The organism is Micromonospora endolithica (assembly GCF_003626595.1).
GTDB classification, from domain to species: Bacteria; Actinomycetota; Actinomycetes; order Mycobacteriales; family Micromonosporaceae; genus Micromonospora; species Micromonospora endolithica.
Genome location: NZ_RBAK01000017.1, coordinates 82891 through 96343, shown reverse-complemented (window position 1 = coordinate 96343; position 13453 = coordinate 82891). Strand labels below are relative to the sequence as shown.

The window sequence follows — 13453 nt, the reverse complement described above, 5'->3', positions numbered from 1 at the left end:
CCTCACCGCGGGTACGCCGGACGGTCACCGCCGCCGGCCGGGGTCAGCCGGGCCAGGCCCGGGCGAACAGGTCGCGGGTGTCGGTGAGCAGCTGCGGCAGAACCTTGGTGCGCCCGATCACCGGCATGAAGTTGGCGTCCCCGCCCCAGCGCGGCACGACGTGCTGGTGCAGGTGGGCGGCGATGCCGGCGCCGGCGACGCCGCCCTGGTTCATGCCGAGGTTGAAGCCGTGCGCGTTGCTGACCCGGCGCACCACCCGCATCGCGGTCTGCGTCAACACGCCCAGTTCGACCGTCTCGGCCGGGTCCAGGTCGGTGTAGTCGGCGACGTGCCGGTACGGGCAGACCAGCAGGTGCCCCGGGTTGTAGGGGTAGAGGTTGAGCACCACGAAGACGCGCTCGCCCCGGGCCACGACCAGGCTCTCCTCGGCCGGCCGCCCGGGGGCGAGGCAGAACGGGCAGCCGCCGGGCTTCTCGTAACCACCCTCCGGCCGGTCCTCGCCGGAGATGTAGGTCATCCGGTGCGGCGTCCACAGCCGGTCCAGGCCGTCCGCCATCGCGTTCGCGCTGTCCGTGTGCGGTTCCTCCCCAGTCACAGCAGCGATCCTACGTCCCGGGCCCGGTCACTCCCCGGCCCGCACCGCCGGCGCCGGGCGGTCCGGCGGGCCCGGGTGTCGACGGGGGCTCACGTCGAGGATTGACGAATCAACGTGGATCGATGAAACTTTCATCCAATTAAAGCGAAGATCGTCGATGGGAGCTGATCGTGACACGACGTGGCCGCATCCTGCAACGCCTCGGCCGGGCGCTCACCGCCTGCGCACTGGCCGCCGTAGCGACCCTGGTGGGCGTCACCGCGACCGGCGGAGCCGCGTACGCCGACGGTTGCTACACCTGGGGCCGTACGCTCTCCTCCGGGATGAGCGGCGAGGACGTCCGACAGCTCCAGATCCGGGTGTCCGGCTACCCCGGCTACGGGGCGCGGATCACCATCGACGGCGCGTTCGGCCCGGCGACCCGGTCCGCGGTGATCCGCTTCCAGCAGGCGTACGGCCTCGGCGCCGACGGCATCGCCGGCCCGCAGACCTTCAACCGGATCTACGCGCTCCAGGACGACGACTGCACCCCGGTCAACTTCAGCTACGCCGAGTGGAACCGCTGCAACGGCGACTGGTCCGGCGGCGCGGTGTCGGCGAGCACCGCGCGGTTCAACGCGCTGGTGTCCATGTGGAAGCTGCAGGCGATGCGGCGCGCCCTCGGCGACGTGCCGCTCTACATCAGCAGCGGGTTCCGCAGCTACTCGTGCAACAACGCGGTCGGCGGGGCGTCCAGTAGCCGGCACCTCTACGGCGACGGGGTGGACCTGGTCGGGTCACCCTCGTTCTGCCGGCTCGCCCAGCAGGCCCGTAACCACGGCTTCAGCAACATCCTCGGCCCCGGTTACCCGGCCCACGACGACCACACCCACCTGGGCAACTCGCCGGGCCAGTCCTGGTCCGCGCCCACCTGCGGGATCTGAGGCAGTCCCCCGCAGCGTCGAGCCGGCGTCGGCGTCGGCGCGGGGCGTCGGCGCGGCGTCGGCGCGGGGCGTCGGCGTTAAGAAGGGCCCCCTGCTATGCACGAGGCGTTAACAGGGGGCCCTTCCTTACACCTCAGGCGGACGGGCCTACGTTGGTGCGGGAGCCGACCACGTCGAGCACGTGCGCGACGGCGTCGGCGATCGGCACCCCGTTGCGCTGCGAGCCGTCCCGGTAGCGGAACGAGACCGTGCCGGCGGCCACGTCGTCGTCACCGGCGATTACCATGAACGGGATCTTCTGCTGCTGGGCGGTGCGGATCTTCTTCTGCATCCGGTCGTCACCGGCGTCGACCTGGGCCCGGATTCCCTCGGCGCGCAGCGCCGCGACGAAGCCGTGCAGGTAGTCGGTGTGGTCCTCGCGGATCGGGATGCCGACCACCTGCACCGGGGCCAGCCACGCCGGGAACGCGCCGGCGTAGTGCTCGGTGAGCACGCCGAAGAAGCGCTCGATCGAGCCGAACAGCGCCCGGTGGATCATCACCGGTCGCTGCCGGGTGCCGTCGGCGGCCTGGAACTCCAGGTTGAACCGCTCCGGCAGGTTGAAGTCGACCTGGATGGTGGACATCTGCCAGGTACGGCCGATGGCGTCCTTGGCCTGCACCGAGATCTTCGGCCCGTAGAACGCCGCGCCGCCCGGGTCGGGCACCAGGTCCAGGCCGGACTCCTCGGCCGCCGACCGCAGCGCCTCGGTGGCCCGCTCCCAGTTCTCGTCGGTGCCGACCGACTTCTCCGGGTTGCGGGTGGACAGCTCCAGGTAGAAGTCGTCCAGGCCGTAGTCGCGCAGCAGGTCGAGCACGAACGACAGCAGCGACTTCAGCTCACCGGCCATCTGCTCGGTGGTGCAGTAGATGTGCGCGTCGTCCTGGGTCATGCCCCGGACCCGGGTCAGGCCGTGCACCACGCCGGACTTCTCGAAGCGGTAGACCGACCCGAACTCGAACAGCCGCAGCGGCAGCTCCCGGTAGGACCGCCCGCGGGACCGGAAGATCAGGTTGTGGAACGGGCAGTTCATCGGCTTCAGGTAGTAGTTCGCGCCCTCCATCTCCATCGGCGGGTACATGCCGTCGGCGTACCACTGGAGGTGCCCGGAGGTCTCGAACAGCTGCGCCTTGGTGATGTGCGGGGTGTTGACGAACTCGTACCCCGCCTCCTCGTGCCGGCGGCGCGAGTAGTTCTCCAGTTCCCGCCGGATGATGCCGCCCTTGGGGTGGAAGACCGCCAGGCCGGAGCCGATCTCGTCGGGGAAGCTGAACAGGTCCAGGTCCGCGCCGAGCTTGCGGTGGTCGCGCCGGGCGGCCTCCTCCAGCAGCTTCAGGTACGCCTTCAGCTCGTCCCGGGTCGGCCACGCGGTGCCATACACCCGCTGCAGTTGCGGGTTCTTCTCCGAACCGCGCCAGTACGCGGCGGCCGAGCGCATCAGCTTGAACGCGCCGATCAGTCGGGTGTTCGGCAGGTGCGGGCCCCGGCACAGGTCCGACCAGCAGACCTTGTCCTCCTTGGCGTCGAGGTTGTCGTAGATGGTCAGCTCGCCGCCGCCCACCTCCATCACCTCGTCGGTGTCCAGGCCCTCGCCCTTGACGTCGATCAGCTCCAGCTTGAACGGCTCCGCGGCCAGCTCGGCCTTCGCCTCGTCGAGGCTGCCGAACCGGCGGCGGCGGAACCGCTGGCCGGACTTGACGATCTCCTGCATCCGCTTCTCGACCTTGGTCAGGTCGTCCGGCTGGAACGGCTTGTCGACGGAGAAGTCGTAGTAGAAGCCGTTCTCGATCGGCGGGCCGATGCCGAGCTTCGCCTCCGGGAAAACGTCCTGCACGGCCTGGGCGAGCACGTGCGCGGTGGAGTGCCGCAGCACGTTGAGGCCGTCCGGGCTGTCCAGGGCGACCGGCTCGACGGTGACGTCCTGGGCCGGCGCCCAGTCCAGGTCGCGCAACTGGCCCTGCGGGTCACGGACCACCACGATCGCCTTCGGGCCGGACACGGGCAGCCCGGCCGCGGCCACCGCGTCGGCCGCCGTGGTCCCGGCGGCGACGACGACGGGGTCGGCCACGGCGGGGGTACGGGGTGCGGACACGGTGAACTCCTCCGGCAGACGTTCGGTGGGATGCCCTGCCGATGCTATCGGTCCGCCCCGCCCCGCCCACCGCCGACGCCTCCGGTGCAAGGAAGGGCCCCTTGTTAACGCCTGCGGTAGAGGAAGGGTCCCTTCCTAACATCGGGCGGCATCCGTTGAACCTTTTCGGCCCGCCGTCCGAACTATCAGGTGTGGCCGGAGCCGGTGCCGGCCCCGGAGACACGGATGGGGACCGACGATGGCGACAACGCGCGACAGCCGCGTCCGCCGGGCCGGGGTGGTGACCGCCCTGGTCACGCTGGCGGTGCTGGCCTGGCCCGGTGCGGCGTACGCGGCGGATGTGACGATCACACCCACCGAGGCCCGGCAGGGCGAGGCGGTGAAACTGGAGTTCGTGGTGCCGGAGGACCGGGCGGGCACCCGCACCGAGCGGATCGAGGTACGGCTGCCGGTCGACGCCCCGATCGCCGAGGTCTACCCGATGTCGGTCGACGGGTGGGCGCCCCGGATCGACTCGCGCGTCCTGGACACCCCGGTCGCCGGGATCCACTCCACCACCGTCGGCATGGTCACCAGCGCGGTCACCTGGGTACGGATGCCCGGTTCGGCCGCCGGGCCGGCTCGGCTGACGCTGTCCATGGGTCCGCTGCCGCGGGCCGACCGGCTGGCGTTCGAGGTGCTCCAGACGTACGCCGACGGCACCGTGGTCCGGCGGTCGGGCCCGGCGGGGCCGGCGCTCACGCTGCTGCCCGGCGCTCCCGGTGCGGTGGCCGGCCACGGGCACGGTGCCGCCCCGGCGGCGCCGCAGGCCGCGACCGACGACGGCTCCGGCGACGGCGGCAGCCCGCAGGGTCTGCTCGTCGCCGGGCTGCTGGCCGGCCTGGGTGGCGGCGTGGCCGGCGGTTGGGCGCTGAGCCGGTGGCGCCGCCGCGAGTCGCCCGACGGACGCGACGACCTGCGCGCGGTCCTCGACGGTCCGACCCCCGCCGGAGACGGCGACGCCGCCACCGGCAGGACCGACGACACCGGCGGGACCGACGACACCGCCGGCACGACCCACCGGACCCCCGCCGGCACCTCTGCGGGCACCGGGGCGACCGAGGGCACCGGCACGAGCAGCGCCACCACGGGCACCGACGACGCGACCGGCGTGGCGGCGGCGCGGCAGGAGCCGGCGCCGGCCCGGTGAGGGGTCAACCGACCCAGGCCGGCAGGGGCTCGCGGGCGGCGAGCCAGCCGGGCGGTACGCCGCCCGGTGTGCCGACCCCGGTGTACGCGGCGACGACCGACCCGACGATCGCCGCGGTGGTGTCCACGTCCCCGCCCGCCTCGACGCAGGTCCGTACCGCGGTCGGGTAGTCGTGCAGGTGGGTGGCGGCCACCCAGCAGGTGAAGCCGACGGTGTCCTGGGCGGTGACCCGGGCGCCGTTGCCGACCGCGTCGACGACCTCCGGCAGCGGCCGGCCGAGCAGGTCGGCGGCGCGCCGGACCCGCCGGTGCACCTCGGTCGCCGGGTCCAGCGCGGCGGCCACCCCGGCGAGCAGCCGGGCCGGCTCCGGCCGGTCCCCGTCCAGCCGGGCGCGGGCGGCCAGCGCGGCGGCCACCGCCACCGCGACCGCACCGGCGATCCCCTCCGGGTGGGCGTGGGTCACCTCGGCCGAGGCGCCGGCCTGCTCGGCGGCCCGGCTGGTCGAGTCGGCGAAGTACGCGCCCAGCGGCCCGACCCGCATCGCCGCGCCGTTGCCGCAGGAGCCCTGCCCGTCGAAGGCGGACGCGGCGGCCACCGGCCACGGGGTGCCGGTGCGGATCAGGCGCAGGACGCGTACCGCGCCCGGGCCGTAGCCCCGATACGGTTCGCACCGCCGCGCGAAGGCCAGCGCGAGGGCGTCCCGGTCGACGCGACCGGCCTCGGCCAGCGCGGCCACCACCGAGCACGCCATCTCGGTGTCGTCGGTCCACTCCCACGGCGGCGGGGGCAGCCGCCCGGCGGCCAGGTCGGCCGGGTGCCGGCCGGGGACGAAGAACTGGGAGCCGAGCGCGTCGCCGACGGACAGGCCGGCCAGCGCGTCCCGGGCGAGCGCCAGGCGGCTGTCGGGGAAGAGCGTGAACGCCATGGTCGTACCAGCTTGCCCCGTTCCCAGGTGCGCCGCAAACGCGATCGACTTGCCACGCCGAGTAGGTTCTTGGGGTGGCCACCGTGCTCCTGGTCGAAGACGACCACGTCGTACGCGGCGCGATGCTGCGCTCCCTCTCCGACCGGGGTCACGCCGTGCACGCCGTGGGCACCGCGCTGGACGCGCTGCGGCGGGTGGCCGCCGAGACGCCGGACCTGGTGGTGCTCGACCTCGGTCTGCCCGACCTGGACGGCTCCGACGCGCTGCGGATGCTGCGCGGCATCACCGACGTGCCGATCATCATCGCCACCGCCCGGGACGACGAGCAGTCCGTGGTCCGGTTGCTGCGCGCCGGCGCCGACGACTACATGGTCAAGCCGTTCACCGGCGCGCACCTCGACGCCCGGATCACCACCGTGCTGCGCCGCGCCGGCCGCGCCAGCCGTACGGTCCAACCGGCCGTGCACACCGTCGGCGGGCTCCGGGTCGACGTGGGCGAGCGCAGCGCCCACCTGGACGGCGAACCGCTGGCGCTGACCCGTAAGGAATTCGACCTGCTGGCGTATCTCGCCGCGCGGCCCGGGCGGGTAGTGTCCCGCCGGGAGCTTTTGGAGGAGGTATGGCGGCAGCCGTCGGTCGGCGAGGACCAGACCATCGACGTTCACCTGTACTGGCTCCGCCGCAAAATGGGCGAGTCCGCGGCGAAGCCGCGCTACCTGCGCACCGTGCGGGGGGTCGGCTTCCGGTTGGTGGCGCCGGACTGAGGCGGACGCTGGCCGTCCTCACGGCCGGCATGTGCGCGCTGGTGGCGTTGGCCTTCCTGGTGCCGCTCACGGTCAGCCTGGGCGACCGGGACCGCGAGGACGCCATCGCCGACGCCGCCCGGCGCAGCGCGCTGGTCACCGGCGCGCTGGCGGTCAGCACCGACGCCGAGGTGGTGTCGCGGGCGATCGCGGCCACCGGCGACGACCCGGTCACCCGTCCGGTCGTCCGGGGCCTGGGCACCGACGAGTCGACCGCCCGGGCCACCGAGGCGGACGTGGAGCGGGCCCGCGCCGGAGGCCGGTCGTTGCTTGTCGACGTGGACGGCGGGATCGTCCGCCTGGACCCGGTGGTGCTCGGCGACACCACCGCCGTGGTGGAGGTGTTCCTGCCGGAGTCCACCCTCGGCGGGGTGTCCACCACCCGGTGGCTGCTGCTGCTCGGGGTGGCCGCCGCCCTGGTGTGCGCCACCGTGCTCGTGGTGGACCGGGTCGCTCTCCGCGCGGTCGACGCGACCCGTGGTCTGGTGCGGGCGGCGCTCGCGGTCGGTGACGGCGACCTGGACGTACGCGTCGAGCCGGCCGGCCCCCGCGAGCTGGCCGAGGCCGGGTACGCGTTCAACCGGATGGCGGACCGGCTGGTGGTGTCGCGGACCGACGAGCGGGAGCTGGTCGCCGACCTGTCGCACCGACTGCGTACGCCGCTGACCGTGCTGCGGCTGGACGCCGAGGCGCTGGAGTCCGACGACACCAGCATCGGCACGTTCAGCGAGGCCGAGCTGGACCGGCGGCGCGGGATCCGGCGGATGCGCCAGGCCATCGTCACCCTGGAGGGTGAGATCGACGTCCTGATCAAGACCACCCGCAAGGCGGTCGCGCACGAGGCCGGACCAGCCATGTGCGACGTCAGCGAGGTGGTCCGGGACCGGATGGTGTTCTGGTCGGCGCTGGCCGGCGACCAGAACCGTCCGCACCGGGTGGTCGGCGCGCAGCTGCGGATTCCCGCACCGGTGCCGCGGGCCGAGCTGGCCGCCGCGCTGGACGCGGTGATCGGCAACGTCTTCCGGTACACGCCGCAGGGCACCGCGTTCGAGGTGGCGGTGTCGCGGCGGGACGGCTACGTGGCGATCCGGATCGACGACGCCGGTCCGGGCATCGCCAACCCGGACCGGGCGCTGCGCCGCGGCACCAGCGACCAGGGGTCGACCGGGCTGGGCCTGGACATCGCCAAGCGGGTGGCGTTGCAGGCCAACGGGTCGGTGAGCATCGACCGGGCCCGGCTCGGCGGGGCCAGCGTGGTGATGCTGCTGGCCGATCCGGAGGCCACCCCCCGGCAGGTCAACCGGTTCGGGTTGGTCGGCCGGATGGCCCGGGACGCCCGCGACCAGAAGACCGGCGGGCGGCGCTGGCCGCGACCGCGTGCCACCGACGCCTGAGCGGCCGGCGGCGCCCGCCGCTGTGCCGCGGATCAAGTCTTCCTTAGAACACGGTTAACCCCGGTGGCGTACGCCCCGGATGGTGTCAGGATCGAGTCCGAACCCATCAGTTCCACCGGCCAACTGCCCCACGCACCCACCGGCCGGTGGAGCCGTGCGCGCGGCGGGAGACACGGTCCCCCCACACCTACTCCCGCCGCGCGCCACTCCCCTCACCCCGGCCGGGCCGCCAGGTAGGCGTCGATCTCCTCGCTGATCCGCCGCTTGCCGCCCTCGTCGAGGAACGACGCGGACACCGCCTCCCGGGCCAGCGCCGCCAGCCCCTCCGGTCCGACACCGAGCAGCCGGGCGGCCACCGCGTACTCCTCGTCGAGGGTGGTGCCGAACATCGGCGGGTCGTCGGAGTTGATCGTGACGCGTACGCCGGCGTCGACCAGCCGCTTGAGCGGGTGCTCCTCGATCGAGGCGACCGCGCGGGTCCGCACGTTGGAGGTCGGGCAGACCTCCAGGGCGATCCGGTGCTCGGCCAGGTGGGTCAGCAGTTCCGGGTCCTGTGCGGCGGAGATGCCGTGGCCGATCCGCTCGGCGCCCAGGTCGCGTAGCGCGTCCCAGACGGTCTGCGGGCCGGTGGTCTCCCCGGCGTGCGGCACCGAGCGCAGTCCGGCCGCCCGGGCGCGGGCGAAGTACGGCGCGAACTGCGGCCGGGGAACCCCGATCTCCGGGCCACCGAGGCCGAAGCTGACCAGCCCGTCCGGGCGCTCCTCCAGGCAGATGCGCAGCGTCTCCTCGGCGGCCGGGAGGCCGGCCTCGCCGGGGATGTCGAAGCACCAGCGCAGCTCGATGCCGAAGTCGGCGGCGGCCCGCTTGCGGGCGTCCTCGATGGCCTCGCAGAACGCCGGCGCCGGAATCCCCCGGCGGACGTGCGAGTAGGGCGTGACGGTCAGCTCGGCGTAGCGCACCTGCTGGCGGGCCAGCTCGCGGGCGACCTCGTGGGTGAGGATCCAGACGTCCTCCGGGTCACGGATCAGGTCCACGACGCTCAGGTACAGCTCGATGAAGTGCGCGAAGTCCCGGAAGACGAAGTAGTCGGCGAGCGCCGCCGGGTCCGATGGCACCGGGCTGCGGCCCTCGTGCCGGGCGGCCAGCTCGGCGACGATCCGGGGCGAGGCGGAGCCGACGTGGTGCACGTGCAGCTCCACCTTGGGCAGTCCGGCGATGAACGTGGTCAGGTCGGTCACTGGTTACTCCTCGGCACGGGCGCCGGTACGGGCGACGAAGAAGACGCGGCGGAAGGGGAAGTACACCCGGCCCTGCCGCACCGGGTACGCCTCGGTGAGCCGTACGCCCAGCTCGGTCCGGAAGTCGGACCAGCCGGCGGCGTCCAGGGCCGCGCGGACCGGACGCAGCGCGGTCCCCTCCATCCAGGCCAGGACCGGATGGTCCGCGTCGGCGCGGGCGGGCAGCAGGTGCACGTAGGTAGTCTCCCAGGCGTCGACCGCGCAGCCGGCGGCGGTCAGCAGCGTGGCGTAGCCGACCGGGTCGTCGACCGGGGCCTCGCGGAGCAGCCCGCCGAGCGTGTCCCGCCAGGCGGGCCCGGCGGCGACCGCGCGCAACGCCCGGTGCGACGGCGCGTCGAAGTTTCCCGGTACCTGCACCGCGAGGAACGCGTTCGCGGGCAGCTCGGTCGCCCAGCGGGTGAGCAGGTCACGGTGGCCGGGCACCCACTGGAGCACGGCGTTGCAGACCACCAGGTCGGTGTCCGGCTCCGGCGTCCAGTCCCGGACGTCGCCCGCGACGAAGGTGACCCGGGGGGCGTCGGCGGTGGCGGCGGCGCGGGTGACCATCTCCGCCGAGGAGTCCAGGCCGTGCACCCGGCTGGCGGGCCACCGCCGGGCGAGGATCGTGGTGAGGGTGCCGGGACCGCACCCCAGGTCGACCACCGCGCGCGGACGGTCCGCCGGGACCCGGGCGAGCAGGTCGTGGAAGGGGCGGGCGCGCTCGTCGCCGTAGCGCAGGTAGGTCGCCGGATCCCACATGTCACCCTCCCAAACCGTACGTCCGTCTTGTTGACGGTACGGCCCGCCGCGCGGTCCGGCAAGCGGATCACTAGGCTCTGTGTCATGGAGCAGCGAACCTTCCCCCGGCTCGGGCGGCACGTCGGCGTGATCGGCCTGGGCGCCTGGCAGCTCGGCGCCGACTGGGGAACGGTCACCGAGGACGACGCGATGGCCGTGCTCGCCGCCGCCGTCGACTCGGGAGTCTCCTTCCTGGACACCGCCGACGTGTACGGCGACGGGCGCAGCGAGGCCCTGATCGGCCGGTTCCTTCGCGGCCGACCCGACGCCGGGCTCACCGTGGCCACCAAGATGGGCCGGCGGGTGGAGCAGCGGCCCGAGGCGTACACCCTGGCGCACTTCCGGGAGTGGACCGACCGCTCCCGGCGCCACCTGGGCGTGGACACCCTCGACCTGGTGCAGCTGCACTGCCCGCCCACGCCGGTCTTCGCCGACGACGCCGTCTTCGACGCCCTGGACACGCTGGTCGCCGAGGAGCGCGTCGCCGGGTACGGGGTCAGCGTGGAGACCTGCGACCAGGCACTGACCGCGATCGCCCGGCCCGGTGTGGCCAGCGTCCAGATCATCCTGAACGCGTTGCGGCACAAGCCCCTGGAGCGGGTCCTGCCCGCCGCCGCGACGGCCGGGGTGGGCATCATCGCCCGCGTGCCGCTGGCCAGCGGCCTGCTGTCCGGCCGGTACGACGAGCACACCACCTTCGCCCCCGACGACCACCGCTCCTACAACCGGCAGGGCGAGGCGTTCGACGTCGGCGAGACCTTCTCCGGGGTGGACTTCGACCGGGGATTGGCGGCCGTCCGGCGCCTCGCGCCACTGGTGGGGGCCGACCGCACCATGGCCCAGTTCGCGCTGCGCTGGGTCGTCGACCAGCCCGGAGTCACCGTCGTCATCCCCGGTGCCCGGGACGCCGCGCAGGCCCGGTCCAACACCGCGGTGGCCGGCCAGCCGCCGCTGTCGGAGGCGGAACGGAAGGTCGTCGCGGAGGTCTACGACGAGCTGATCCGGCCGCAGGTGCACGACCGGTGGTGACCGGGGGGACCGGCTCCGGGCCGGCGCGGAGAGAGGACGCGATGAAGGGCTGGCTGACCCTCACCCTCGGTCTGCTCGCCGTGGTGCTGGGTGTGGTCTGGACCGTGCAGGGCCTCGGTTACGTCGAGGGCAGCGTGATGACCGACGAGCGCCTCTGGGCCGTCGTCGGCCCGGTCCTCGTCCTGGTCGGACTCGTGGCGATCTGGCGGGGCATGCGGGAGCGCGACCGTCGCTGACCGGACGGTCGCACCGTCGGGCGGTTGCTCAGCCGGCACAGGGAAAGCCCCGCATCCCGGACGGGATACGGGGCTTCACATCGATCCGGGGGGCCGGATCACCCACTGGCCGGCGGCTGCCGACCGGCACCGCTCAGATGGGGCGGACCTGCTCGGCCTGCGGACCCTTCTGACCCTGGGCGATCTCGAACTCCACCCGCTGGTTCTCCTCCAGCGTGCGGTAACCGCTGGTCTGGATGGCCGAGAAGTGGACGAACACGTCAGCACCCCCGCCGTCGACGGTGATGAAGCCGAAGCCCTTGTCAGCGTTGAACCACTTCACGGTTCCCTGCGCCATGTGTATCTCCTTCTAAAACTGGCGGCCGAGCACGCCGTGCGGCCGATTGGCCGTTTTCGAGCAGCGGCGCCTGAGGCGGCCCCCGACAGGAGACTTCTCTCAACCCACGCCATCTCGCAACAGCGTGGAACAGCAAACCACGGCCGCAAAAACTCTGCACAGCCTAGCCGACGAAATTCTCCGACATGTGACCTGACGGCTGCCGAAGATCCGCTGGGCGGGCCCTTGTCACCACGCCAGAAGGCCCCCGTACCGTCGATACGATGCGGGGGCCCGGTGGCGCTCACGTCAGTCCGGCCAGTGACCGGTCATCCGTCGTACGCCCACCGCTCCACCCCGGTCCACGGCCGCCCGCACCACCGAGAAGATCGCACCCTGCAACGCCGCGGCGGCCAGGATCTCGCCCCAGCCACGGTCCTCGTCGGTGGGGTCGGGCGCCTCGCCGTCACCGGCGGTCATCTTCCACACCTGCCGGAAGATGGCGCCCGCGACGGCACCCGCCGCGAAGCCCATCAGCACGCCGACCGGCCGGTACGCGGTCTTTCCGATCCGGTTGCTCACCTGCGTCTCCCCCGCACGATCATCAGTACCACCACGGCGACGACCGCACCGGCGGCCAACGCCGCGAACGGCGTCGGGTTGCGCCGGACGATCTCGCCCCGCTCCTGTGCCTGCGCGCGCGCCACCTGGGCACCCTGGGCGGCCTGCCCGCGTACCCGGGCGACGGTCTGCGCGGCCTGTTCCCGCATCCGGTCCTTCGCCTGGTCGGCCGACGAGCGCAGGCGCGCCTTCACGTCCGCCTTGGCCGCGAGGGCCTCCATCGTCTCGCCCAACTCGACCCGGGTTCGCCGGATCTCCTCCCGCAGGGCCTCGGTGTCACCGGTGCCCCGCCCGTTGCCCGTCATGCCCGTCCCCTGTCCTTCACCGCGGCGGTGACCGTGTCCACGTCCGCGCGGACGCTGCGCACCGCCGCCTCCGGCATCGGCGGGACCGCCTGGCTGACCTGCTTCTTGCCGACCAGCGCCAGCACCCCGGCCACCGCGAAGAGCACCACCGCGACGATCAGGGCGGCCGCCCAGGCGGGCAGGACCAGGTCGAGCAGCAGGATCGCGGTGGCGACCAGGGCACCGAGGCCGTAGAGCGCCAGCGCACCGCCGCCGCCGAAGAGGCCGATGCCGATACCGGCGTGCTTGCCCTTCTGGGTCAGCTCCGCCCGCGCCAAGGCCAGTTCGTCGCGGACCAGACGGGAGACCTGCTCCGTGGCCCGTTGCACCAGCTCGGCGGTGGACGGTTCGCTCCCGTTGTGGGTGGTGCGGGCATTCGCCACGTCAGCCATGCTGTCCTCCTTTCATCATCACCGCGCTGTATGCCCGGAGTCGCCGCCGGTCAATCCTGTTCATGATTCTCCGGCCGGCAGGCCGGGAACGGAAGCCTCGCGCAGCAGGTCCCCACCAAACGCCCGGTCAAACTTCCCGGGTCACCCCATCCCGCCCCCACCACACCAAACGCCCCCACATTCCCAAGGTCACGCCCGGACCCCGACCCACCGGCACAGCCGTTGTGCCCACGCCGGCGCGGCTGGCCGGCCCGACCCAGGCCGTAGGTCGATCGCTGTCCTTTCGAGCTGATGACGCGGATGGATCACCGGCGCGATGGCATCAGTGACTCAGGTCGAAAGCGACCGGAGCGTGGCACGGCCGGTCCGACCGGCGGCGCGTCACACCCCGCCGTCACGACCCCCGCACCACGAACACTCGGTGCCGGGGAAGGCACCGAGGGCTCCGGGGACGAACGGATTCGGACGCAGCCAGCGGCA

15 protein-coding genes are annotated in these 13453 nt (G+C 73.2%); 6 read left to right on the top strand and 9 right to left on the bottom strand.

The window, feature by feature from the left end; all coding sequences use genetic code 11:
* Positions 1–43 precede the first annotated feature (43 nt).
* Positions 44–556: an HIT family protein gene (locus D7223_RS29200; RefSeq protein WP_120732354.1), complete on the bottom strand. Its 513-nt coding sequence runs from the start codon at positions 554–556 to the stop codon at positions 44–46.
* 209 nt (positions 557–765) lie between these two features.
* Between D7223_RS29200 and D7223_RS29195 the strand changes: the two genes are divergently transcribed.
* Positions 766–1518: a D-Ala-D-Ala carboxypeptidase family metallohydrolase gene (locus D7223_RS29195; protein ID WP_238162277.1), complete on the top strand. Its 753-nt coding sequence runs from the start codon at positions 766–768 to the stop codon at positions 1516–1518.
* Between the two features lie 133 nt (positions 1519–1651).
* Here the strand turns inward: D7223_RS29195 and thrS are convergent, their stop codons facing one another.
* Positions 1652–3649 carry a threonine--tRNA ligase gene (thrS, locus tag D7223_RS29190; protein ID WP_120732291.1) on the bottom strand — a complete coding sequence of 666 codons (1998 nt, stop codon included), beginning with the start codon at positions 3647–3649 and terminating at the stop codon, positions 1652–1654.
* 238 nt (positions 3650–3887) lie between these two features.
* Between thrS and D7223_RS29185 the strand changes: the two genes are divergently transcribed.
* On the top strand, positions 3888–4838 hold the full coding sequence (locus tag D7223_RS29185; protein ID WP_120732289.1) for a DUF1775 domain-containing protein: 951 nt from the start codon (positions 3888–3890) through the stop codon (positions 4836–4838).
* A gap of 4 nt (positions 4839–4842) precedes the next feature.
* Here the strand turns inward: D7223_RS29185 and D7223_RS29180 are convergent, their stop codons facing one another.
* Positions 4843–5763, bottom strand: a complete 921-nt coding sequence (locus D7223_RS29180; RefSeq protein ID WP_120732288.1) for an ADP-ribosylglycohydrolase family protein — start codon at positions 5761–5763, stop codon at positions 4843–4845.
* A 74-nt stretch (positions 5764–5837) separates the two neighbouring features.
* Here D7223_RS29180 and D7223_RS29175 point away from each other — a divergent pair, with 74 nt between their 5' ends.
* Both D7223_RS29175 and D7223_RS29170 read left to right on the top strand, forming a co-directional pair.
* Entirely contained in the window at positions 5838–6527 is a 690-nt protein-coding gene (locus D7223_RS29175) for a response regulator transcription factor (protein WP_120732286.1), read from the top strand.
* Positions 6528–6556: 29 nt separating this feature from the next.
* Positions 6557–7960, top strand: coding sequence for a HAMP domain-containing sensor histidine kinase (locus D7223_RS29170; RefSeq protein WP_120732283.1), 1404 nt, complete (start codon positions 6557–6559; stop codon positions 7958–7960).
* Between the two features lie 212 nt (positions 7961–8172).
* Here the strand turns inward: D7223_RS29170 and D7223_RS29165 are convergent, their stop codons facing one another.
* Together D7223_RS29165 and D7223_RS29160 are read right to left on the bottom strand one after the other, a co-directional pair.
* Positions 8173–9198 carry an adenosine deaminase gene (locus D7223_RS29165; protein WP_120732281.1) on the bottom strand — a complete coding sequence of 342 codons (1026 nt, stop codon included), beginning with the start codon at positions 9196–9198 and terminating at the stop codon, positions 8173–8175.
* 3 nt (positions 9199–9201) lie between these two features.
* Positions 9202–9996, bottom strand: a complete 795-nt coding sequence (locus D7223_RS29160; RefSeq protein ID WP_120732279.1) for a trans-aconitate 2-methyltransferase — start codon at positions 9994–9996, stop codon at positions 9202–9204.
* Positions 9997–10080: 84 nt separating this feature from the next.
* Between D7223_RS29160 and D7223_RS29155 the strand changes: the two genes are divergently transcribed.
* The gene (locus tag D7223_RS29155) at positions 10081–11064 is read left to right on the top strand and encodes an aldo/keto reductase (protein ID WP_120732277.1); all 984 of its coding nucleotides are present in this window, start codon (positions 10081–10083) and stop codon (positions 11062–11064) included.
* Between the two features lie 41 nt (positions 11065–11105).
* Positions 11106–11300 (top strand): hypothetical protein, encoded by a 195-nt coding sequence (locus D7223_RS29150; RefSeq protein ID WP_120732275.1) that lies wholly within the window; start codon positions 11106–11108, stop codon positions 11298–11300.
* A gap of 133 nt (positions 11301–11433) precedes the next feature.
* On the opposite strand, the gene D7223_RS29145 is transcribed toward D7223_RS29150, so the two are convergent.
* The 4 genes from D7223_RS29145 to D7223_RS29130 form a co-directional block, all read right to left on the bottom strand.
* The gene (locus tag D7223_RS29145; protein ID WP_007075740.1) at positions 11434–11637 is read right to left on the bottom strand and encodes a cold-shock protein; all 204 of its coding nucleotides are present in this window, start codon (positions 11635–11637) and stop codon (positions 11434–11436) included.
* Positions 11638–11925: 288 nt separating this feature from the next.
* Positions 11926–12198, bottom strand: a complete 273-nt coding sequence (locus D7223_RS29140) for a DUF4235 domain-containing protein (RefSeq protein ID WP_120732273.1) — start codon at positions 12196–12198, stop codon at positions 11926–11928.
* Complete coding sequence (locus D7223_RS29135; protein WP_120732271.1) at positions 12195–12542, bottom strand: DUF3618 domain-containing protein; 348 nt, start codon at positions 12540–12542, stop codon at positions 12195–12197. Before D7223_RS29135 ends, D7223_RS29140 begins: the two co-directional genes overlap by 4 nt.
* Positions 12539–12973 carry a phage holin family protein gene (locus D7223_RS29130; RefSeq protein WP_120732269.1) on the bottom strand — a complete coding sequence of 145 codons (435 nt, stop codon included), beginning with the start codon at positions 12971–12973 and terminating at the stop codon, positions 12539–12541. Before D7223_RS29130 ends, D7223_RS29135 begins: the two co-directional genes overlap by 4 nt.
* Between the last annotated feature and the right edge of the window lie 480 nt (positions 12974–13453).

Coding starts and splice junctions, on each gene's coding strand:
- D7223_RS29135 (WP_120732271.1), bottom strand. CDS start 12,542: ATGACGGGCAACGGGCGGGGCACCGGTGACACCGAGGCCCTGCGGGAG.
- D7223_RS29145 (WP_007075740.1), bottom strand. CDS start 11,637: ATGGCGCAGGGAACCGTGAAGTGGTTCAACGCTGACAAGGGCTTCGGC.
- D7223_RS29155 (WP_120732277.1), top strand. CDS start 10,081: ATGGAGCAGCGAACCTTCCCCCGGCTCGGGCGGCACGTCGGCGTGATC.
- D7223_RS29180 (WP_120732288.1), bottom strand. CDS start 5,763: ATGGCGTTCACGCTCTTCCCCGACAGCCGCCTGGCGCTCGCCCGGGAC.
- D7223_RS29160 (WP_120732279.1), bottom strand. CDS start 9,996: ATGTGGGATCCGGCGACCTACCTGCGCTACGGCGACGAGCGCGCCCGC.
- D7223_RS29130 (WP_120732269.1), bottom strand. CDS start 12,973: ATGGCTGACGTGGCGAATGCCCGCACCACCCACAACGGGAGCGAACCG.
- D7223_RS29185 (WP_120732289.1), top strand. CDS start 3,888: ATGGCGACAACGCGCGACAGCCGCGTCCGCCGGGCCGGGGTGGTGACC.
- D7223_RS29200 (WP_120732354.1), bottom strand. CDS start 556: ATGGCGGACGGCCTGGACCGGCTGTGGACGCCGCACCGGATGACCTAC.
- D7223_RS29150 (WP_120732275.1), top strand. CDS start 11,106: ATGAAGGGCTGGCTGACCCTCACCCTCGGTCTGCTCGCCGTGGTGCTG.
- D7223_RS29170 (WP_120732283.1), top strand. CDS start 6,557: ATGTGCGCGCTGGTGGCGTTGGCCTTCCTGGTGCCGCTCACGGTCAGC.